General features: G+C 67.7%; 21 protein-coding genes, 1 tRNA gene and 1 pseudogene. 8 read left to right on the top strand and 15 right to left on the bottom strand.

Features of this window, described 5'->3' with window-relative positions; translation table 11 throughout:
- From ACEE23_RS10175 to ssd, 3 genes and pseudogenes are all read right to left on the bottom strand, one after another.
- Nucleotides 1-373, bottom strand: a pseudogene (locus tag ACEE23_RS10175) (hypothetical protein); the annotation flags it as partial.
- Nucleotides 370-1,551 (bottom strand): TadA family conjugal transfer-associated ATPase, encoded by a 1,182-nt coding sequence (locus tag ACEE23_RS10170; protein ID WP_368521509.1) that lies wholly within the window; start codon nucleotides 1,549-1,551, stop codon nucleotides 370-372. The pseudogene ACEE23_RS10175 and the gene ACEE23_RS10170, both read right to left, overlap by 4 nt.
- Nucleotides 1,544-2,608 carry a septum site-determining protein Ssd gene (gene ssd, locus ACEE23_RS10165; RefSeq protein ID WP_368521510.1) on the bottom strand — a complete coding sequence of 355 codons (1,065 nt, stop codon included), beginning with the start codon at nucleotides 2,606-2,608 and terminating at the stop codon, nucleotides 1,544-1,546. The genes ACEE23_RS10170 and ssd overlap by 8 nt, the downstream gene beginning before the upstream one ends.
- A gap of 318 nt (nucleotides 2,609-2,926) precedes the next feature.
- Between ssd and ACEE23_RS10160 the strand changes: the two genes are divergently transcribed.
- On the top strand, nucleotides 2,927-3,757 hold the full coding sequence (locus ACEE23_RS10160; RefSeq protein WP_368520470.1) for an HAD family hydrolase: 831 nt from the start codon (nucleotides 2,927-2,929) through the stop codon (nucleotides 3,755-3,757).
- Between the two features lie 54 nt (nucleotides 3,758-3,811).
- Here the strand turns inward: ACEE23_RS10160 and ACEE23_RS10155 are convergent, their stop codons facing one another.
- The gene (locus ACEE23_RS10155) at nucleotides 3,812-4,540 is read right to left on the bottom strand and encodes an oxidoreductase (protein WP_368520471.1); all 729 of its coding nucleotides are present in this window, start codon (nucleotides 4,538-4,540) and stop codon (nucleotides 3,812-3,814) included.
- A 154-nt stretch (nucleotides 4,541-4,694) separates the two neighbouring features.
- Between ACEE23_RS10155 and ACEE23_RS10150 the strand changes: the two genes are divergently transcribed.
- Nucleotides 4,695-5,201, top strand: coding sequence for a phage holin family protein (locus ACEE23_RS10150; RefSeq protein ID WP_070768264.1), 507 nt, complete (start codon nucleotides 4,695-4,697; stop codon nucleotides 5,199-5,201).
- Between the two features lie 105 nt (nucleotides 5,202-5,306).
- A complete protein-coding gene (locus ACEE23_RS10145) occupies nucleotides 5,307-6,218 on the top strand; it encodes an alpha/beta fold hydrolase (RefSeq protein WP_368520472.1) in 912 nt (303 codons plus the stop codon).
- A gap of 21 nt (nucleotides 6,219-6,239) precedes the next feature.
- Here ACEE23_RS10145 and ACEE23_RS10140 read toward each other — a convergent pair whose 3' ends face one another.
- The 4 genes from ACEE23_RS10140 to nth form a co-directional block, all read right to left on the bottom strand.
- Nucleotides 6,240-7,448, bottom strand: coding sequence for a MarP family serine protease (locus ACEE23_RS10140; protein ID WP_368520473.1), 1,209 nt, complete (start codon nucleotides 7,446-7,448; stop codon nucleotides 6,240-6,242).
- Nucleotides 7,449-7,534: 86 nt separating this feature from the next.
- Nucleotides 7,535-8,299 carry an NUDIX hydrolase gene (locus ACEE23_RS10135; RefSeq protein WP_368520474.1) on the bottom strand — a complete coding sequence of 255 codons (765 nt, stop codon included), beginning with the start codon at nucleotides 8,297-8,299 and terminating at the stop codon, nucleotides 7,535-7,537.
- A 51-nt stretch (nucleotides 8,300-8,350) separates the two neighbouring features.
- On the bottom strand, nucleotides 8,351-8,968 hold the full coding sequence (locus tag ACEE23_RS10130; protein WP_368520475.1) for a TlpA family protein disulfide reductase: 618 nt from the start codon (nucleotides 8,966-8,968) through the stop codon (nucleotides 8,351-8,353).
- Nucleotides 8,965-9,675: an endonuclease III gene (gene nth, locus ACEE23_RS10125; RefSeq protein WP_368520476.1), complete on the bottom strand. Its 711-nt coding sequence runs from the start codon at nucleotides 9,673-9,675 to the stop codon at nucleotides 8,965-8,967. The genes ACEE23_RS10130 and nth overlap by 4 nt, the downstream gene beginning before the upstream one ends.
- A 464-nt stretch (nucleotides 9,676-10,139) precedes the next feature.
- Between nth and glxR the strand changes: the two genes are divergently transcribed.
- Nucleotides 10,140-10,823 carry a CRP-like cAMP-activated global transcriptional regulator GlxR gene (glxR, locus tag ACEE23_RS10120; protein WP_070768258.1) on the top strand — a complete coding sequence of 228 codons (684 nt, stop codon included), beginning with the start codon at nucleotides 10,140-10,142 and terminating at the stop codon, nucleotides 10,821-10,823.
- 159 nt (nucleotides 10,824-10,982) lie between these two features.
- Here glxR and ACEE23_RS10115 read toward each other — a convergent pair whose 3' ends face one another.
- The 4 genes from ACEE23_RS10115 to ACEE23_RS10100 form a co-directional block, all read right to left on the bottom strand.
- On the bottom strand, nucleotides 10,983-11,804 hold the full coding sequence (locus ACEE23_RS10115) for an MBL fold metallo-hydrolase (RefSeq protein ID WP_368520477.1): 822 nt from the start codon (nucleotides 11,802-11,804) through the stop codon (nucleotides 10,983-10,985).
- 21 nt (nucleotides 11,805-11,825) lie between these two features.
- Entirely contained in the window at nucleotides 11,826-12,281 is a 456-nt protein-coding gene (locus ACEE23_RS10110) for a RidA family protein (protein WP_368520478.1), read from the bottom strand.
- A gap of 3 nt (nucleotides 12,282-12,284) precedes the next feature.
- Complete coding sequence (locus tag ACEE23_RS10105; RefSeq protein ID WP_168166954.1) at nucleotides 12,285-12,440, bottom strand: DUF4177 domain-containing protein; 156 nt, start codon at nucleotides 12,438-12,440, stop codon at nucleotides 12,285-12,287.
- Between the two features lie 109 nt (nucleotides 12,441-12,549).
- Nucleotides 12,550-12,885: a WhiB family transcriptional regulator gene (locus tag ACEE23_RS10100; RefSeq protein WP_070768883.1), complete on the bottom strand. Its 336-nt coding sequence runs from the start codon at nucleotides 12,883-12,885 to the stop codon at nucleotides 12,550-12,552.
- Between the two features lie 256 nt (nucleotides 12,886-13,141).
- Between ACEE23_RS10100 and ACEE23_RS10095 the strand changes: the two genes are divergently transcribed.
- A complete protein-coding gene (locus ACEE23_RS10095; protein WP_448872460.1) occupies nucleotides 13,142-15,604 on the top strand; it encodes a transglycosylase domain-containing protein in 2,463 nt (820 codons plus the stop codon).
- A gap of 23 nt (nucleotides 15,605-15,627) precedes the next feature.
- Here ACEE23_RS10095 and ACEE23_RS10090 read toward each other — a convergent pair whose 3' ends face one another.
- Entirely contained in the window at nucleotides 15,628-16,095 is a 468-nt protein-coding gene (locus tag ACEE23_RS10090) for a GatB/YqeY domain-containing protein (protein WP_368521513.1), read from the bottom strand.
- 33 nt (nucleotides 16,096-16,128) lie between these two features.
- Here ACEE23_RS10090 and ACEE23_RS10085 point away from each other — a divergent pair, with 33 nt between their 5' ends.
- The gene (locus tag ACEE23_RS10085) at nucleotides 16,129-17,034 is read left to right on the top strand and encodes a metallophosphoesterase (protein WP_448872458.1); all 906 of its coding nucleotides are present in this window, start codon (nucleotides 16,129-16,131) and stop codon (nucleotides 17,032-17,034) included.
- 117 nt (nucleotides 17,035-17,151) lie between these two features.
- A tRNA-Pro gene (locus ACEE23_RS10080) sits at nucleotides 17,152-17,228 on the top strand.
- Nucleotides 17,229-17,290: 62 nt separating this feature from the next.
- Here the strand turns inward: ACEE23_RS10080 and ACEE23_RS10075 are convergent.
- Both ACEE23_RS10075 and ACEE23_RS10070 read right to left on the bottom strand, forming a co-directional pair.
- Nucleotides 17,291-18,655, bottom strand: a complete 1,365-nt coding sequence (locus ACEE23_RS10075) for a CitMHS family transporter (RefSeq protein ID WP_368520482.1) — start codon at nucleotides 18,653-18,655, stop codon at nucleotides 17,291-17,293.
- A gap of 144 nt (nucleotides 18,656-18,799) precedes the next feature.
- Nucleotides 18,800-19,819: a hypothetical protein gene (locus tag ACEE23_RS10070; RefSeq protein ID WP_448872455.1), complete on the bottom strand. Its 1,020-nt coding sequence runs from the start codon at nucleotides 19,817-19,819 to the stop codon at nucleotides 18,800-18,802.
- Nucleotides 19,820-19,934: 115 nt separating this feature from the next.
- Here ACEE23_RS10070 and ACEE23_RS10065 point away from each other — a divergent pair, with 115 nt between their 5' ends.
- Entirely contained in the window at nucleotides 19,935-20,573 is a 639-nt protein-coding gene (locus ACEE23_RS10065) for a TetR/AcrR family transcriptional regulator (protein ID WP_368520484.1), read from the top strand.
- Nucleotides 20,574-20,633 lie beyond the last annotated feature (60 nt).

The following is a 20,633-nucleotide window of genomic DNA, read 5'->3' as shown; positions in this document are numbered from 1 at the left end:
CCGGCAGGGCCTCCGCCCCGCGCGCCCACGCCGTCGGCAGGGTGGCCCCGGCCTGCAGGTCGCCGGTCACGGTGCCCAGGAAGGCAGCCAGCACCTCCCGCTCGGCGCGCCGGTTTCGGTTTCGCCGCACGTCGCGGACCACCCAGCAGACCGTCACGGCCACCACGGCCCCCGCGAGCACCACGCTGGCCCGGCCCACCCACAGGCTGACCAGCGTCACCGCGAAGACCCCGGCCAGCACGGCCGGCGCGGCGCGCAGCGATCCCCGCCCACCCGGCGCGCCGCCGCGGGCCCCTCCCAAGCGGGGAGCCGCAGAGGGCAGCGTGGCCCACACGCCAGCAGCCGCGGCCAAGCACCACAGAGCACTAGTCATGCCAACCTCCCGGAAAGCTCGGCGGCGAATTCGGCGAAGCCCTCGCGCGGGCCGGCCTCCGTGCTCCACACCACGCGCGCCCGCACCGGGTTTCCCTCCAGGAGACCGATCTGGGCTAGCCGGCGGCGCCCGTCCCGGCCGCGCTCGGTGGTGAAAACCACGTGCACCGCCGCCGCCAGCTGGGAGTGCAGCGCCGCCCGGTCCAGCCCGCCGAGGGCGGCGAGGGCTTCCATGCGGGCGGGCACCTCGGCCAGGGAGTTGGCGTGCAGGGTCCCCGCCCCGCCGTCGTGCCCGGTGTTCAGCGCCGCCAGCAGGTCCACGACCTCCGCGCCGCGGATCTCGCCGACGATGATCCGATCCGGACGCATCCGCAGCGCCTGCCGCAGCAGGGTGGCCATGGTGATTTCGCCGCGCCCTTCCGCGTTGGCGCGGCGCGCGACCAGGCTGACCACGTGCGGGTGGTTGGGCTTGAGCTCGGCCGTGTCCTCGATGACCACCAGGCGCTGGGCGGAATCGGCCTCGCCCAGCAGCGCCGAGAGCAGCGTCGTCTTACCGGATCCGGTGCCCCCGACCACCAGGAAGGAGACCTGGGCGGCGACCATATCGCGGACCACCGGGGCGACCGCCGGGTCGATGGTTCCGTTGTCGACGAGCTCTGTGAAGCTGGTCTGCGCCTGCCGCAGCACGCGCAAGCTCAGGCAGGTCCCGCCCTCGGCCGGCGGGGACAGGACCGCGTGCAGACGCAGGACCGTGCCGTCGCTGCGCTCGAGCCGCCCGTCGGCGAAGGGCTGGGAGTCGTCCAGGCGCGCCCCGCAGCTCACGGCCAGGCGGGTGGCCAGGCGGCGGACCTCGGCATCGTCAGCGAAGCGGACCGGGACCTCCGCAAGCCCGGCCCCGGTGTCGGCGAAGACGGAGTGCGGGCCGTTGACCACCACGTCAGTGATGCCGGGGTAGCTCATCACCCGCTCCAGCGGGCCCAGCCCGGTGGTGTCGTCGCGCAGCTGGCGCAGCACGCGCAGGACCTCCACGTCGGTGATGACGCCGGCCTCCTGGCGGACCCGGCGCGCTAGATCGGCGGGCCGGTGGAGCAGCTCCGGCTCGGCCGCCACGCACTGCTGGAGGCTGTCGATAAGCTGCGCCGGCGACGGCGTCGGCGCAGGCCGCGAGACCTTAGACATCCTGGCCCACCGCCTGCAGGATCTGGCGGCAGGTGGCATCGATGGCGCGGGGCAGGCGCTGCGGCAGCCCGCCCATCTCCACGGCCGCGGCCAGCTTCTTGCTGGTCGGCACCTGCGCGACCGCGTCGGCGTGGCAGATCTTTTCGACCTCCCCCAGGCCGAGCCCCGACCAGCCGCGGTCCCGGACCACCAGGTGGCAGCGGCGGTTGTCCGCCGCCAGCCGGGCCACCAGCTGGGCGGCCACCGCAGTCGAGCGCACCTCCGCGGCCGTAAGCACCACCACGTGCTGGGCCTGCCGCGGCAGCAGGTGCCAGTCGCAGTCGAAGATGCTTATCCCCGCCTGCCCGCGCACGCTTTCCGCGGCGGCCTCGACGGCGGCCAGCTCGAGGCGAAACGGATCGGCCACCGCGCTGCGCGCCGCCGAAAGCACCGCTATCCCGTCCGCCGTGGTCGGTAGCGCGGCCCGCAGCTCGTTCCCGGCGATAGCACCTTGCCCCAGGCGCAGCTCCGGCCAGCGCGCCCCGGGCTGCTGCTCGAGCCCCAGGAGAAGATCCAGCCCGCCGGAGAACTCGCCGGCGTCGACCAGCATGACCGCCCCGCAGGCCGAGTGCTGGCCGGCCGTGCGGGCCAGCGCGGCCGCGAGCAGCGATGCCCCGGCCCCGCCGCCGGCGCCCACCACGGCCACCAGGCGGTGCTCGGCGTTGGCCTCCTCGGGCCCGCGCATGACCTCGCCCAGGGTCTCCAGCAGCTGGCGGGACTCCGCCGGCAGGATAAACGCCGCCTCCGCGTGGCAGTTAAGCGCCGCCTCGTAGTTGAGCGGGCCGGGCTCATTGCCCACGAAATAGACCGGGGCCCGGCCGCGCAGGCTGGCCACGTGGGCGGCGGTGGTCTCATCGACCACCACGGCCCGGGCCTGGGCCGCCAGCCGGGAGATTTCCCGCGGGTCGACGGCGTGCCGGACCTCCGCGCTGGCTGCCGCCGCGGCGTGCTGGGCCTCGGGGATAAGCAGCGGGTCCGTGACCGCGATGAGGATGAAGTCAGTAATCGGTGCGTTCATGCCCCTCACTCTGGCCGGTGTCCCCCGCCCAATCCAGGGCGGGCGACAACGCCTGTGGACAACCCCGCCGCAGGTGGCCACTCATGAGTGGCCCGCGACACATGTAACCATCCTGGTGTGAATGACCCGGCGTTCGCCCTTGCGCGGCTGCCGGCGGAGTGTAACCATCGAGGCCAAACCTACGATTGAGTAGGTAGTATCCCGGCTCCCCTAGGAAACTGCCGGAAACTGCGGTAGATTAAACACAAACATAACAATTGCAACACAGGACTCGACAGACACTTCAGTAACGGAAATTAGCGCCAGGATTTCACCCATATGACTCGCCAGCCCGAACGCCTCCCCGCCGACACCGCCCGCGTGGCGGCCTTCTTCGATCTCGATAAGACGATCATCGCGACCTCCTCGGCGTTCGCCTTCGGCAAAGAGTTCATGCACAACGGGCTGATTACCCCCACGGAGGCCCTGCAGCTGTCCCTGGCCAAGACCAGCTTCATGATGGCCGGCCAGTCCAGCCAGCAGATGGACGCCACCCGCGACCAGCTCGCCAAGATGGTCACCGGCTGGCCCGTGGACGAGGTCGAGGCCATCGCCCAGCAGACCATGCACACCGTGCTCACCCCGGCCATCTATTCGGAGGCCCGCGAGCTGATCACCTACCACCAGGCCGCCGGCCACGAGGTCATCATCATCTCCGCCTCCGCGCGCCCGCTGGTCCAGCTCATCGCGGACGAGCTCGGCGTGGACCAGGTCGTGGCCACCGAGCTCGCCGCCGAAAACGGCAAGTTCACCGGCGAGGTCCTCTACTACTGCAAGGGCCCGGCCAAGGCTGAATCCCTCGACCGCCTCGCCGAGTCCGGCCGCTACGACCTGCCCCGCAGCTTCGCCTACTCCGACTCCGCCACCGACATCCCCATGCTGGAAAAGGTGGGCAACCCCGTGGCCGTCAACCCGGACCGGGCCATGAAGAAGCACGCCCTAGAGCACGGCTGGGACATCCGCACCTTCAAGGACCCCGAGCCCCTGTTCACCCTGCCCGGCGCCAAGGAGGTCGGCATCGGCGCCGGCGTGGTCGCCGGCATCGCCGCCCTCATCGCCGGCGGCATCTGGCTGGCCGGGCGCCCCGGCCCCGCCAAGTGGCCGGCCTAGTGCCGTTTACCGCTTAAGCTCCCAGGCTTAAGCCCCCAGGTTTAAGCCCCAGGCTTAAGCGGCGCGGGCGATGCCGTCTGCCTCCTTGCCGCCGGCCTCCCAGGCCGCCAGGTGGAGACGCAGCAGCGGGAAGGGATCCTCGGCGCGGTAGGCCTGCAGCGTTTCCGTGTACTGCTGCCGGTGCCGCGAGAAATACGTCTCCGGCACCGCGAAACCGCGCGGATCCAGGCCCGTGGCGATGGCGGCGGCGCGCCCGGCCATCCGCCCCACCAGCCCGCTGCGCTCGCCGAAGCAGCCGTGGGCGGCGACCTCGGCGTGCAGCACCGCCGGAAGCAGCAAGCGCAGTCCCGGCCCCGGCGCGCTGCCCGCACCGGCCACGACCCAGCCGGCCAGCACCGTCAGGCGATCCGCCGCGGCCTGGGGCTTGCCGGCCCCGCCGCCGGCCACGTCCCAGCGGGCCAAAACCTGCAGCGGGGCGCGGGTGAAGGTGCGCATGGTCGCAGCGAACTGCTCGGGCGCCAGCGTGGAATAGGCGCTGATGTGGCGGGCCAGCAGGCTGCCGTCGGCATTAAATTCTTCCTCCACGTCGCGGGCCACGCGCCCGCTGACCAGCCCCGCGCTGGCCCTGGCGCCGCGCAGCAGGGACTCCGAAGATACGACCTCGGGTTTGCGCAAAGCCGCAGGTCGCCGGTGTGCCGCCGCGATGGCGCTCTCGGCCCGCCCGGACAGGCGGGAGACTTCTTCGTCCCTTAACAGCGGGGATAGCGGGTCATTTTCGGCCATATGAACTAGGATAGGCGTTAGCAAACGTGGCGACGGGCTGCGGCCGGTCGTTTTTTAGACTGTGACCCGCGTGTCGGGACGCTGTGCGCTCGGACGACGTTTCCACGTAGTATTTAAGTTACGAAATATTTTCCACCCAAGGAAGGTTTAACCTGTGAGCAACGACGGACTTTTCACCGACGGCAGTAATCAGTTTGCCCCGAAGGTCAACGCGATCCCCCTCAGCGACGCTGACACCTCCCGCTCCGGTGAGGCTTCCATCGGCACCTTGGTCTCCAACGCCACTGAGCAGGTCTCCAGCTTGGTCCGCTCGGAGGTCGAGCTGGCCAAGACCGAGCTGGCCGCTTCCGCCAAGAAGGGCGGCATCGGCGCCGGCTTCTTCGGTGTGGCCGGCACCGTCGCCCTGTATAGCTCCTTCTTCTTTTTCTTCTTCCTCGCGGAGCTGCTCGCCAAGTGGCTGGACCGCTGGGCCGCCTTCCTTATCGTCTTCCTCATCATGCTGGTCATCGCCGGCGTCTGCGCCCTGGTGGGTATCCAGAACGTAAAGAAGGTCAAGAAGCCGGAAAAGACCATCAACTCCTTTAGCGACATGAAGGACCTGGTCCCGGGCAAGGCCCAGAAGAAGGTCGAGGGCAACAAGGGCCTGTTCACCAACTCCTAGGCCAGCCCCTAAAGCCCCCTCCCTACCCCCTAACTCCGCCCCACGCACCGCGTTCGGCGGAGTTTTGTCAGTTTCTACCGAGCCCAACCTGGAGGAGTATCGCCCGTGTCGGCACGCAACCTTTCGCCCTCCGTCGTGGAGCTGGACGGCCCGTTTACGCACCAGCTGGTGCACACGCGCGGCATCCGGCTGCACGCCGCGGTGGCCGGGGATCCCCAAAATCCCCTCGTCGTGGCCATTCACGGGTCCTACGGCGGCTGGTTCGACTACCGGGACGTCATCGCCCCGCTGGCCGAGCGCGGCTTCCACGTCGCGGCTATCGATGCCCGCGGCTTCGGCATGTCCGACAAGCCCCCGGCCGATATCGGCCACGACATCCGCGTGATGACCGGCGATCTCTCCGGGCTCATCCAGGCGCTGGGCCACCGCCGGGCCATCATCATCGGCAACGACACGGGCGCCTCGGTGGCCTGGTCCCTGGCGGTGGAGCACCCCGAGCGCGTCGCCGGCATCGTGAGCATCTCTGGCGCCTACCCGGTGGACCTGCGACGCGCCATGGCCGCCCGCCCCTGGGATTTCTTCTGGCTGTGGCTGCGCGCGGGACTGTGCCGCCTGCCCTACCGGGCCCTGCAGCGCGTGCCCGGGCTCTCCGAGTGGGTCTACCGCAAGGAGCTGCTGCTCAATACCACCGGCCGCTTCCGCGGCGAGCGCTTCCAGCGGTTGCTGCAGCTGCGGCTCGAGGCCGCCTCCATCGGCAACGTCGTGCGCGGAATCCTGTGGAACCACCGGCTGCTGACCGCCGCCGTCCCGCGCCGCTGGGTCGAGGAGACCATCTCCGCGCCCGTGCTTTTCTTCCACTCCGGGCAGCGCCTGTGGAACCCCATCATCCGGCGCGCGCGATCCCGCACCACCGGCGCCTTTGCCGATCACAGCCTGCGGCACGCCAAGAACCTGCCGCACGTGGAAGAGCCCGCCGACTTCGTCGCGACCGTCGCGGACTGGGCGCGCCAGCTTTAGCCGAAGGCGGCGGGCCGAGGCCTAATTGGACACGACGTCGCGGGCCACGCACTCGCCGGTGTTGACCGGCTCGGTCAGCTGCGCGACGTCCCCGATGTGGGAAATCACCTCGTCGGCGGTCAGCGCGTAGCCGGTGTCCGTGTCATCCACGGCCGCGCCGAAGACCATGCCGAGGACCTGGCCCTCCGTGTTGAACAGCGGCCCACCCGAGTTGCCCTGCTGGATGCTGCCGCGCACGGTGTAGGCGTCGCGCTCGACGCGACCCATGTTGTAGATGTCCGGGCCGGCAATCGTGATGCGATCGCGCACGCGGGCCGGGGTGGCGCTGAACGGGCCCGACTGCGGGAATCCCATGACGATGGCGTCGTCGCCGGTCACCCCCGGCTCCGGCGCCCAGTCCAGCGGCGGCAGCTGCAGGTTCTCGCTGTGCAGCACGGCGATGTCGACCTCGGGGTTGTAGTAGACCACCTCGGCCTGCTGGATGCCGGTGACCGTGTCCAGGTTGACTAGGTTGGTCCCGGCCACGACGTGGGCGTTGGTGACCACGTAGTCGTCCTGGATGACAAAGCCGGAGCCCATCAGGCGGCGGCTGCAGGAGTCCGCGTCGCCCAGCACGTGGATGACCGACGGGCGCAACTGCTTGACCAGCGCCTTGTTCTCGACCTCGATGCGCGGGGCGGCGACCTCCACGTTGCGGTCGCCGTCGATGGGCGCCACCAGCGGCGGCAGGCCCGTCTGGTTCAGCAGCGAGGTCACCCCGCCCGGCAGGGCCTTCAGCTGCTCCGGCGCGACCGAGTGGATGCCGCCCAGGATCTGAGATTCCCGCAGGCCCTTGCCCACCACGCCGGTCAGCCCGCTGGCCAGCGGGATGGAGACCAGCCAGATGACCAGCAGGGCGGCCACGGCCTGGAAGACCGAGCCGGCCAGGGAGTCGATGCGCTGGGCCGAGCGCAGCCGGAGTCTGTCCCGCAGCCGAGCGCCGAGGGAGGACCCGGCCAGGTGGCCGATGCCGACCAGCAGGATCATCACGCCGACGGCCAGCAAGAGGCGCAGGGCCACCGAGTCCGTCAGGCGCATCGCCAGCGGGGCCAGGCCCATGCCGATGACCAGGCCGGCGACGATGCCGATGAAGGACAGCACGGAAGACATCACGCCCTGGCGCCACCCGGCGAACACCGCGGCTAGCACGGCGATCACGATGAGGGCGTCGACCACTAAAAATGCGCTCACTGAAAAAGGGTTCTTCCTGTAAAAATCTGTTTTGGCTAGGCCAGCATACTACCGCGCGGCGACGCAGCTGCTAAACAGCTACACAACTATTCGGTCGCCGGTTGCTGCTGGTGCGGTTCGTTCATCTTCTCACGATTGCGCGACGCGGCGAGGGTGGCGCGGAGCGGTCGCACCGAATTGTTATCCCAGGGCTGCTCCCAGCCAGCGTGCCGCAAGGTGGTCGCCAGCACCCCGGCGGTAAATCCCCAGATGACGTAGCCCTGGATCCGGAAGGCGGGCCCGGTCCAGGCTCCCCACCCCACCTGGATCCGGTTGGCGGGATCGATGAGATCGGTCAGGGGGACGGTGAAGACGTCGTCCGTCTCCGCGGGGCTGGCCACCCCGACCGGGGAGAGGCTGTGCCAGTAGGCCAGCACCGGGGTCACGGGGTTGCCGGTCGCCCGGATCCGCAGCCGCTCCCACTGATCGATGGGGGTCACGCTGCGGCGATCCAACCCGGTTTCCTCCCAGGCCTCGCGCAGGGCGGCGTCGACCAGGTTGGTATCTTCCGGATCCACCCGGCCGCCGGGGAAGGCGATCTGGCCGGAGTGCGAGCGCATGGTCGGCGTGCGGTGGGTGAGCAGCACCCGGGCGTTGTCCAGGCAGTCCCCGGCCAGCAGCACCAGCACCGCCGCGTCCCGGCGCAGCTTCTTCACCGGCGGGAAGTTGCGGTCGAGGCGCTGGCCCATGGTGGCCTCGATCTGGTGCGAATCCACCCCGAGGGCCGGGCGCAGCCACCGCGGCGCGGCCGCCGGGCGCACCGTCACGTTCTCTCCGGGCCGGTCCCCGTGGTGCGGCAAGTACAGCCCCATCAGCGCCTCACCGCCCCGGCCATTGACCGTCCCGTTATCAGAGCGCTAGCTTTAGCCATCCAGCGCCCCCGCGACCGCGGACTCAATCTCCGCGGTGGACTCGAAGGCCTGGACGAAGCGGCCGACCTCGTGCCCGTCTTTCAGCACCAGGGTGATGGGGATGACCCGCGGCAGGCCGAGCCCACCAGCAAAGGAATTATCCGAGTCCTGGAAGCTGGGCAGGCCCACGCCCAGCTCCTCGAGCAGCGCGGCACCGTTGGCCGCGTTGGTGTCGGCGTGCACGCCGAGCACCTCCCACTCCGGGTGGCTGGCGGCGACCTCCTCCAGCAGGGGCAGCTCCTCCCGGCAGGGCTGGCACCACCAGGCCCACACGTTGACGATGGTCACCCCGCTATCGGCCGAGCCTTCTTCCGCGGATTCCTGCCCGCCCAGGCAGTCCAGGTCGACCCCGGCGACGGGACCGGCCGGGCAGTCCGGGCGGGCCGGCACGTCGGCGGCCTGACCCTGCTCGGCTGGCGATGCCGCAGGGGCCGACGATGCCCCGGCCGCGTCCGGGCCGGAGGCCTGCTCGCCACCGCCCCCGGGAGACAGGAGTGCCAGGGCGGCGGCGACCACGGCGACCGTCAGCACGACGGCCGCCCCGATGGACCAGAAAACCTGCTTTTTCATCTCCCCACCAGTCTACTGGGCCGGGGCGCTTTCCCGTATTCCGCAGCCGCCGGGCACAGGTGGGCCAGCACGCAGTCGCCGCAGCGCGGGCTGCGGGCCCGGCAGACCGCCCGTCCGTGGAAGATGAGGCGGTGGGAGAACATGGTCCACTCCTCCTCCGGCAGCTGGCCGGCGATGTCCTTTTCGATGGCCACCGGGGTCGTTTTCTCCGTCAGGCGGAGCCGGGTGACCAGGCGCTGGAAGTGCGTGTCCACGGTCAGCCCCGGCAGGCCGAAGGCGTTGCCGCGCACCACCAGGGCGGTCTTGCGGCCCACCCCGGGCAGGCTGGTCAGCTCCTTTATCCCGCGGGGGACCTCGCCGCCGAAGTGGGCCACCAGCCCCTCGCCTATCCCCAGCAGGTGCTTGGTCTTGGCCCGCTGGAAGCCGAGCGGGCGCAGGATTTCCTCCAGTTGCGCCGGATCGGCCTGGGCGTAGGCGGCGGCGTTTGGGTATTTTGCGAAGAGTGCAGGGGTGACCTGGTTGACCCGGGCGTCGGTGCACTGCGCGGACAGCACCGTGGCCACGAGCAGCTCGAGTGGGGTCTCAAAGTCCAGCTCACAGCGGGCGTCCGGATATTCCTGGCTGAGAATTTTGTTGATCGTCTCGGCCCGCCGCGGGCCGGAATTGCGAAGATTTTTCGCAGAATTCGAGGGTTTATGGTCGCGCATGAATAAAAGCTTAGTAAGATGGGGGCCATGATCGTCTTAGTCATCGTCGCGCCCGTCGCGCTGGCCGTGTTCGCCATGTTCATGGAGAAGCTTGAATCAAGCGTCCTCGACTAGCCTGCATTAGCTGGTAGCTAGCAGGACTGACACGCTCGCGCCTCGGGCTAACTGGAGATACCACAACCGGGCGTCTGGAAAAGACCCGGTTGTCACGACTGAGTTGGCGGTTCCCCTTGCGGAGCCGGAGGTTGCAGCGGTGGCTTTTATCTTTCATACGCACGGATTACGCGACTACGCGTGCCCTGTGTGCAGGCTCTGTTTCTGTTAGGAATTGCGCTTTTAACCCCATAAGTGACCAATTCCACGGTAGGATATGAGCCGTTACATAAAATTTTCCGGTGCCTGCGGTGAAATTCACTGCAGATTTACACCTTCGACCCCATCAGCTGATTGACCAAGGAGCATTAGTGGAAAGCGTTCAGGATATTCTCTCCCGCGCGGGTATCTTCCAGGGTGTCGATCCCGTCGCGGTTAACAACCTGATTGAGCAGATGGAGACGGTCCGTTTCCCGCGTGGTACCACCATTTTCGACGAGGGCGAACCGGGCGACCGCCTCTACATCATCACCTCGGGCAAGATTAAGCTCGCCCGCCACGCCCCGGACGGCCGCGAGAACCTGCTGACCGTGATGGGCCCGTCCGACATGTTCGGCGAGCTGTCCATCTTCGATCCGGGCCCGCGCACCTCCGCCGCGGTCTGCGTGACCGAGGTCCAGGCCGCCACCATGAACTCGGAGATGCTCAAGCAGTGGGTCAGCGACCACCCGTCCATCGCCCAGCAGCTGCTGCGCGTGCTGGCCCGCCGCCTGCGCCGCACCAACGCCAACCTGGCGGACCTCATCTTCACCGACGTGCCGGGCCGCGTGGCCAAGACGCTGCTGCAGCTGGCCAACCGCTTCGGCGTGCAGGAAGGTGGCGCCCTGCGCGTCAACCACGACCTGACCCAGGAGGAGATCGCACAGCTGGTCGGCGCCTCCCGCGAGACCGTCAACAAGGCCCTGGCCACCTTCGCCCACCGCGGCTGGATCCGCCTGGAGGGCAAGTCCGTCATCATCGTGGACACCGAGCACCTGGCTCGCCGCGCCCGCTAAGGCCGGCCTTTTCCAGCCTCGCGCCCCGCGCCCGCGGGGGCGGGGTTATTTTTATGCTCGGGCCCCGTGGGCGCGAACGGCAGACAAAAACCTCCCCGCCCCACTGACTCGCGAAAGCCAGTTGAGGGGCGGGGAGGCAAGTGCCCTGGGAAGGGTCTTTTAGCTGTTCTTCTCGGCGTCGAGGTACTTCAGCGCCGTGCGGGTCGACTGCTCGGCGGCGTGGCGCAGGACCGGATCGACGTCGTCATACATGTTGTCGATGAGGGTCTGCAGCTCGATGTCCTCGCCGTGCTCCTGGCGCAGCGTGCGGATCTGGTCTAGGCGGTAGTGGCGGCGGTCGATGTACTTGCGCGCCATCGCGGAGGTGTCCTCCAGGTCCGGGCCGTGGCCCGGCAGCAGGGGCACGTCCTTGCCGCGCTCTTCCAGCATGGCCAGCGACTCCAGGTAGGCCCCCAAGTCGCCGTCGGTCTCCGAGAGCAGCGTGGTGTGGCGGCCGACGATGGTGTCGCCGCTGATGATGCCCTCCAGGTGGGAGTTGTGCGGCTCGCCGCTCCAGACGAAGAAGGACGTGGAATCCGCAGTGTGGCCCGGGGTGTGCGCCACCTCGAGCTGCGGGGTGACCCCGTCCAGGGAGATGATCTCCCCGTCTTCCAGGGCCTCAACTCCGCTTGAGCAGTAGTTCGGGTCGAAGGCGCGGACGGGGGCGCCGGTCAGCTGGCGCAGCCGGGTGGCCCCGTCGGCGTGGTCGTTGTGCCGGTGGGTCAGTACGATGAGGCCGATTTCCCCGGCGTTGTTGCGGATGACGTTGAGGTTTCCCTCGTCCTCCGGGCCCGGATCGACGACGATCGACTTGGCGTCTTCCGCCGCGCGGATGATCCAGGTGTTGGTCCCTTCGAGGGCCGTGTAGCTGGGGTTGTCACACAGGACAACGCCCGCTGAACGAGTCACCGGGCGAAGTTGGCTATATGCAGGATGCTCCATAAATCCTACCCTATCCGATCTTTAAGAAATCTCCACGATGAGCTCGATTTCCACCGGGGAGTTCTTCGGCAGAACTGCCACGCCGACGGCCGAGCGAGCGTGCTGGCCGGCATCCCCGAAGATCTCACCGATGAGATTCGAGGCGCCATTGATGACTTCGGGCTGGTCCACGAAGTCCGGGTCGGAGGAGACAAAGCCCACGACCTTCAGGACGCGGGAGATGTTGTCCAGGCCCACCTCGGCATCGACAGCCGCGAGCGCGTTGAGGATGCTGCGGCGCGCCAGGTCCTGGGCCTGCTCGAGGCTGACCTCGGCGCCGACCTTGCCGGTGGCCGGCAGCTGGCCGTCGACCAGGGGCAGCTGGCCCGAGGTCCAGACCTGGTTGCCCACCTTGAGGGCCGGCACGTACGAGGCCAGCGGCTTGGCCACCTGCGGCAGCTCGTAGCCCAGCTCTTCCAGTCGCTTCTTGAAACTCATGTGTTATTCCACCTCACGCTTGAAATATGCAACGACGTTCTCCGGGTTCATCCCGGGAGTAATAGTCACCAATTCCCAGCCGTCTTCACCCCAAGTGTCCAAGATCTGCTTGGTGGCGTGGGTGAGTACGGGCGCGGTCGCGTATTCCCATTTAGTCATGGTGTCCATTTTAGACGAAGAAACGCCCCGAAGACATTGGTCTTGCGGGGCGCTTTCTCACAGATTCTCACTATTTCTTAACTGAGTCGGTTCTCCGGGGCACAACCCTTTAGATGCCGTGCAGTTCCCCACCGCCGGCCAGGTAGTTGGCCCAGTTCTTCACGTCCGGGTTCTTGCGCAGCACGGCGCGGCGCTGGCGCTCGGTCAGCCCGCCCCAGACGCCGAATTCGACGCGGTTATCCAGGGCATCGGCGCGGCATTCCATCATGACTGGGCAGTGGCGGCAGATGACGGCCGCCTTGCGCTGCTCCGCCCCGCGCACGAAAAGCGCGTCCGGGTCGCCGTTGCGGCACTTGGCCTGGGTAATCCACTCACCCCGCTCGAAACCGGAGGCCGTGCCGGTAGCTTTCGTGCGTTGGCCAGAACCCTGCAGGCTTAAAGTCATGGAAGGGTTGCACTCCTTTCGGTGAGCCATCTACTGCCACGCCTTCACGCACCGTCCGTGCGGCGTGACCAGCAGTCGTCGTGATGCTTAGGGTCAGTGTATTAACAGCACCGATTAGCTGTCTAACAGGTCACACTTTAGGGGGTGTTCGCCTAGATCACAGCGCACTGTGAGTTCGCCCATTTCCCATAGCTATACCCACGCCAACAGGAGTTGCATATTTCCCCACGGGCCAAAGCAACGTAGGGTATTACGCGTGAATGCATCTAGACCTCTGGCAAAGATCGCCCTAGCCACCCTCCTGGTTGGGGTGCTCATCGCCGTCGCCTTCGCCCCCATTGCAGGCATCACGTCGGTCGCCATCGCCCGCACCGGCGCCACGATGGAGTCCGACATCGACGAGCTCAACGCCGGCGCCGCCCCCGGGGTGACCACCATCAAGGACGCCCAGGGCGAGGACCTGGCCTACCTTTTCGATCAGCGCCGCCACCCGGTCGAGCCGGATCAGATCTCGCAGTCGATGAAGGACGCCATCGTCGCGATCGAGGATCACCGCTTCTACGAGCACGACGGCGTGGACTTCCAGGGCAACTTCCGCGCGCTGGCCAGCAACCTCGCCGCCGGCGGGGTCTCCCAGGGCGCGTCCACCCTGAACCAGCAGTACGTGAAGAACTACCTCCTGCTGGTCGCGGCCCAGACCGACGAGGAGCGCGCCGCCGCCACGGAGCAGTCCATCCCCCGCAAGCTGCGGGAGATCCGCATGGCCGCGGAGATGGATAAGGAGTTGAGCAAAGACCAGATCCTGACCAACTACCTGAACCTGGTGCCCTTCGGCAACCATTCCTACGGCATCGAGGCCGCCGCGCAGACCTACTTCGGCATCCCCGCCGCCGACCTGAGCGTGCCGCAGTCCGCCCTGCTGGCCGGGATGGTCCAGTCCTCGGAGTACCTCAACCCGTACACCAACCCGGAAGGCGCCACCGACCGGCGCAACCAGGTGCTGCAGTCCATGGCCGATAACGGCTACCTCAGCCAGGCGGACGCGGACCGCTTCGCCGGCGAGGGGCTGGGCGTGCTCGACAGCCCCAACCTGATGGCCAACGGCTGCATCGGCGCCGGCGACCGCGGCTTCTTCTGCGACTACGTGCTGCAGTACCTGGAGGAGAAGGGCCTGTCGACCGAGGAGCTCAAGCACGGCGGCTACACGGTCAACACCACCCTGGACCCGCAGGTCCAGGACGCCGCGAAGGAAAGCGTGGACGCGCAGACCGACCCGACCACCCCGGGCGTGGCCGAGGTCATGAACGTCGTCGAGCCGGGCCAGGACTCCCGCAAGGTGCTGGGCATGGTCTCCTCCCGCACCTACGGACTCGACCTGGACAACGCGGAGACGATCCTGCCCCAGCCGTATTCCATGGTGGGCAACGGCGCCGGCTCGGTCTTCAAGGTCTTTACCGCCGCCGCGGCGCTGAAGGGCGGCTACGGCACCCAGTCCCTGCTCGACGTCCCCACCCGCTACGAGGCCGAGGGCCTGGGTCACGGCGGCGCGGACGGCTGCCCGGCCAACAAGTACTGCGTGGAAAACGCCGGCACCTACAAGCCCACGCTGACATTCCAGGACGCGCTGGCCGAGTCCCCCAACACGACCTTCATCAAGCTCTCCGAGCAGGTCGGGATCGAGGCCATCGTGGACATGGCCGTGGATCTGGGCATGCGCTCCTACGAGGACGAGGGCACCTACGGCGACGCCGTCCTGGCGGAATTCGCCAAGGAGGCCCCCATGGGCTCGTTCACGCTGGGCCCGACCGCGGTCAACCCGCTGGAGCTGTCCAACGTCGGCGCGACCATCGCCTCCGGCGGCAAGTGGTGCGAGCCGAACCCCATCACCAGCGTCACGGACAAGGAGGGCAACCAGGTCTACCTGGAGGAAACCCCCTGTGAGAGCGCCCTGGACAAGGGCGTGGCGGACGCCCTGGCGGACGCCATGACCGCCGATATGGACCACGGCACCGCGGAGGAGGCCGCCAAGTCCATGGGCTTTTCCGGGCAGGCCGCCTCCAAGACCGGTACGACCGAGTCGCACCAATCCGCCGCCTTTTTGGGATTCAACTCCGGCGTGGCCGCCGCTCCCTATATCTTCAACGACGGCACCTCCACCTCCCCGCTGTGCACGGGCCCGACCCGCCAGTGCGGCGGCGGCAGCATGTACGGCGGCGACGAGCCGGCGCAGACCTTCTTCGGTTTCGCCAGCCAGGTCCCGCAGGCGGCAAACGGCAATGTCGCCCAAGGCGACGAGAAATACCGCGAGGGCACGAACAATGACGCGGTCCTGGACGGCCTGCGGGGCAAGTCCGAGGCCGAGGCCCGCCGCGTGCTCGAAGGCAAGGGCCTGAACGTGGAGACCACCCAGGTCATCGGCGGCGACACCCCCTACGGCCGCGTGGTGCGCGTGGTGCCCAGCGCCGCCGGCCTCAAGGAGGGCGCGACGGTGCGCGTCCAGCTATCGGACGGCTCCGGCGGGGCCGGCAGCTCGTCGGGCACCGCCGACTCCAACAGCACGGGCGCTTCCAGCCCCTCCCCGGCTGCTAACGATGCCCCCTCCGGCCGCGGCCAAGGCGGCGGTGGCGGTGGCGGCGGTCAGAGCCGCCCCGAGCCGCTGATTTCCCAGCGCGACATCGATAATTTCACCAACGATCTGCGCGGGCTGTTCGGGCTGTAGTTTTACCCCCCTGCAGCTAGCTGCTAGCCCTGCAGCCGCGCCTTGACCGCCTCTGAGAGCCGCTTGCCGTCGACCCGGCCGGCGGCTTTCGCATTGGCGACCTTCATGACCGCGCCCATCTGCTTCATGCTGGCGGCCGCCCCGGTCTCCTTCTCGACCTCGGCGACGGACTCAGCGACCAGCTGCTCGACCTCGGCGTCGTCCAACTGGGCGGGCTGGTAGGCCTCGAAGTAGGGCACGTCGGCCAGCTCGGCCTCGGCCAGCTCCGGGCGGCCGTTTTCCTTATAGACGTCGGCGGACTCGCGGCGCTTCTTAATCTCGCGGGCGATGACCTTGAGGACGTCCTCGTCGGTCAGCTCGTGGCGGGAGCCGTTGGTCTCTTCTGCCTGGATAGCGGCCAGCAGGGAGCGGATGGCGCTGGTGCGCTCCTTCTCCTTGGCCTTCATGGATGTTTTCAGATCGGCACGGATGGTTTCTTTTAGGTTGCTCATACCGTAAAAGATACGCCAGGTAGGCTGGACGGCGTGAAAAATTCGACGAAAGCACTCAGTAGCATCGGCGCCCTCGCCGCCGCCGGGGCCGCGACCCTGGCCTGGGGCTATACCGGACTAGACAAGTTCGAGCTCAAGGAATACACCCTTCCCCTGCTGCCGGCGGGCACGCTGCGTCGGGACAAAGAATTCCGCCTGCTGCACGTCAGCGACCTGCACATGATCCCCGGGCAGGACAAGAAGATCGCCTGGGTCTCCGCGCTCGATAGCCTCCGGCCGGACCTGGTGGTCAACACCGGCGACAACCTCTCCGACGCCGCCGCGGTCCCCGACGTCCTGCGCGCTCTGGGCCCGCTGCTGCAGCGGCCCGGCCTGTTCGTCTTCGGCACCAACGATTACTGGGCCCCGCGTCCGGTCAACCCGCTGAAGTACCTGTGGGGCGCCAAGCGCGAGCCGTCCTATGTGGACCTGCCGTGGAAGGACATGCGCGCGGCGTTCTTGGAGCACGGCTGGCGCGACGCCAACCAGGCCCGCCTGGAGTTCAAGGTAGGCGACGTGCGCCTGGCCGTGGCCGGCGTGGACGATCCGCACCACGATCTGGACGACTACTCGGAGGTAGCCGGCGCCCCGAACCCGGACTCGGATCTCCGCCTGGCCCTGCTCCACTCGCCGGAGCCGCGCGTGCTCGAGCAATTCGCCGCGGACGGCTACCAGCTGTCCCTGTCCGGCCACACCCACGGCGGCCAGATCTGCCTGCCGGGCTCCCGGGCACTGGTGACCAACTGCGACATCGACCGGGCCCGCGTCCAGGGCCTCCACGACTTCGGGCCGATGAAGATGCACGTGTCCAACGGCCTGGGCACCTCCAAGTACGCGCCGGTGCGCATCTTCTGCCGCCCCTCGGCCACGCTGCTGCGCATCACCGAGCGGGAGGCCTAGTAGGCCCCCTAACCAACGCCTCCCCGACACACGCCAAATACACACCCGCTGTGCAGGCGTTTTGTTAGTTGGGAAGAAAGTGCGTTACAGTATTCCGGTACCGCAAAGAACGGTCGCCGGGATATGGCGCAGCTTGGTAGCGCGCCTCGTTCGGGACGAGGAGGTCGCAGGTTCAAATCCTGTTATCCCGACCAACAATAACCCCGCTCTCACTTTCCGTGAGAGCGGGGTTTTCTTCTGCCCAGCCCTGCTGCCCTTAGGCCAGCAGGCCGAAGACGAAGGCCACCAGGACGATGGCGACGGAGAACGCCCACGCCAGCGGGAAGGCGATCTTCAAGTACTTGCCCATGTCGGCGCGGGCCAGGCCCAGCGCCAGCCACAGGGCCGGGGAGAACGGGGAGACGAACGTGCCGATGACGTTGCCGATAATCAGGGCGCTGGCCGCGCCCATGCCGCTGACGCCGAAGTTGGCGACGGTTTCCTGCACGATGGGCAGGATGGAGAAGTAGTAGGCGTCCGTGGAGGTCATCAGGTCCAGCGGCACGCCGAGCAGGCCGATGATCACGTGGAGGTACGGCCCCACGGACGCCGGCAGGATGGCGATGAGCTGCTGGGCGATGGCCTCCAGCATGCCGGCGCCGTTGAGCACGCCCAGGAACATGGCGGCGGCCAGGATGATGCCGGCCATGGACAGCGCGTTCGGGGCGTGGCGGCGCAGGGCATCGGTCTGCTCCGACTGGGAGTCGAAGTTGATGAGCAGAGCAACGGTGGCCGCCAGCAGGAAGGCCGGGGCCGGCGGCAGCAGGCCGGACAGCAGGGCCACCAGCACGAGCAGGATGACGGCCACGTTCAGGATGGTCACCACCCGCCCGGTGCGGTTGCGGAAGCCCTTGTCCTCCTGCTCCTGCTTTTGCTTGCGGATGAAGTCACCGGCGATGGCGTTAACGTCGACGGCGTCCTCCCCCTCCAGCTGGCCGGCGGCGCGCAGCTTAGCGATGCGCCGCTTCTGCCACACGCCCAGCGCGGCGGCGATGGCCAGGACCATCACCACGCACACGCCCTGGATGGGCAGCAAGTGCATCCAGATCTGGTGGGTTTCCTGGTTGACCACCGAGCCCGCGCGCCCCAGCGGCCCGCCCCAGGGGACCATGTTCATCACGGACGCTGCCAGCGCGACGATGGTCACCAGCACGTAGCGGGAGATGTGCAGCGCGGTATACAGCGGCAGCAGCGCCGGGATGGTCAGCAAGAAGGTGGTCGACCCCGAACCGTCCAGGTGCGCCACGATGCCGATGGCCGCGGTGCCCACGGTCACCGCGATGACGTTGCCCCGGGTGGCGGTGATAAGCGCCCGGATTACCGGGTTAAATAGCCCGACGTCCTGCAAGATCCCGAAGAAGATGATGGCGAAGATGAACATCGCCACGACGTTCATGACCGAGCCCAGGCCCTCTTCGAAGAAGTCCCCGATTTCCCCGAAGCCGAACCCGGCGATCAGCGCGCCGACGACCGGGACGATGGTCATGGGCACCAGCGGCGTCGTCCGCCCCCGGATCAGGATGGTCACGGTAATAATGATGATGGCCAGGCCCATGAGGGTCAGGCCGAGCGGGGTTTGCATGCCGGCTCCTTATCCAGACGGTTCACCAGGTGCGTCACACCATTTTCATTAGTGTGACCCAGCTTAAACCATGCTGGATCGATTCAGTCGATTTGCCTTCACCAAAGCCCGAGGCCCTGCTCGTGACCTCGGGCTTTCTGCCGACTATTCGGCGCTTGGCGCAGCCGCGCCGCGCTTGCCGAGCGCCATCCCGACCCCCAGCAGGCACACACCCACGGCAATCCAGGCCAGCAGCGTCCACACCGGCTGCCCGATGGGAGCGGACGGGAAGTAGTTCACGCTGCGCACCAGCGTCGCGGTGGCGCCGTTGGGCAGGTGCTGCCCCAGCGCGCCCCAGTCGCCCGCCACGAATTCCTTCGGCGCCATGGTGCCGGCCAAGGGGTTGGCGAAAAGCATGTTGAATACCGCACCGAGCACGAAGCCGCCGATGCCCAGCACCGATCGCAGCCCGGCAATCAAGCTCGACAAGGCCCCAATACCGAGCGCCAGAACGCCCGCCGAGGCCCAGAACCCGCCCGGCAGCATGCCGAAGAGCGGCCCCATAACCACCGCGACCAGGGTGCCCGCCAGCGGCGCGTGGATAGCCACGGCCAGCAGGCGCTGCCCGGGGCGCCGCAGCGTGAAGGAGGCAATCGCGCCGCCGATCAGCCCGCCGATGGCGATGGGCAGGATCACGAAGTTCATTCCCAGGCCCTGGGGGTCATCCGCACTGAAGGGGACCAGGTCGGTGACCTCCACCTGGACCTCCGGCACGGCATCGGCAGGGATACCCTTGGCCGCCGCTGCCGCCTGGGCCTGCTTGTTGGCCATGGCGGTCAGGGGCTCAGCCAGGTTTTTGACTACTCCCGCCTGGGCGCTTCCGGCCGCCGAGGCAACCAGGAGTTCCGGTTGCTGGCCTAAGACAATTGCGCCGTCGGCCTTTCGCTCCTCCACCCTTTGCTGGGCTTCGTCGCGGCTGTCGACGCGCTCGATGTCCAGGAGTCCGGGCTTTTGTTCATCGATGGCGTTCTCAATCTGGGCCACCTGCTCCTCGCTGCCTACCACGGCAACGGGGATGTCTTTGGGCTCCATCGTGGCCATCGGCCACATGAAAGCCATGATGAAAATCATCACGGCCAGCGGTGCTGCCACGCCGACCGCTACCGCCTTCATCCAGTCCCGCATGTGAGCTTTCCCTCCGTCAGTATCTCAACGTACGTTGAAGAAACGTAATTCAACGAGCATTGAATGTCAACACCCGGTGAATTTACGCACAGAGATCCCAGCTAGTATGGAATGTATGGCTAAGGAATCAGCAGGTAAGGACGCAGCAGACAATCCCGCGCCCAAGAAGTTGGGGCGCCGCCCCGGCAACGAGGAGACCCGGGAGGCAATCCTAGAAGCGGCGTGCGACTCCTTCGCCCGCGTCGGCTACGAATCCACCACCATCCGCGCCGTGGCCCGCGCCGCCGACGTCGACCCCGCGCTGGTCATACACTACTTCAAGAGCAAGGCCGGGCTTTTCGATGCCGCCGTGGAGACCCTCCTGACCGTGCCGGCGGACATCGACCACAGCGCGGATCTGCGGGACATGCTGCTGACTTATTTCCGCAACTGGGAGGACCCGTACACCGGCCCGCGGCTACGCGCTATCGTCCGCGCGGGCATCGGCTCCGAGTTCGCGGCCGAGCGCCTGCGCGACTACTTCAGCGCGAATTTCCTCGACACCATCAAACAGACCCCCGGCCTGCAAGAGCGCTTCAGTCCCAAACAGATTGCGCTCTTCCCCGTCATGGGCAGCATGCTGCTAGGAGTCGCGATTACCCGCTACCTCATGGAGTATTCGGAAACCGCCGAAGCCAGCACCGAAGAACTCGTGGACTACCTTCTCCCCATGGCCGAAGCGCTCCTGCGCCAGGCCCCCGACGCACCGGCCTAACTGCGGCTGAGTTTTTGTTATCCCCCTAGATACAGGGAAACGGCGCCGCATCCCTACAGC

This window comes from Corynebacterium sp. 32222D000AT (genome assembly GCF_053546955.1).
The sequence above is the reverse complement of the archived record's forward strand: the minus strand, read 5'-3'. Positions and strand labels throughout refer to the sequence as shown.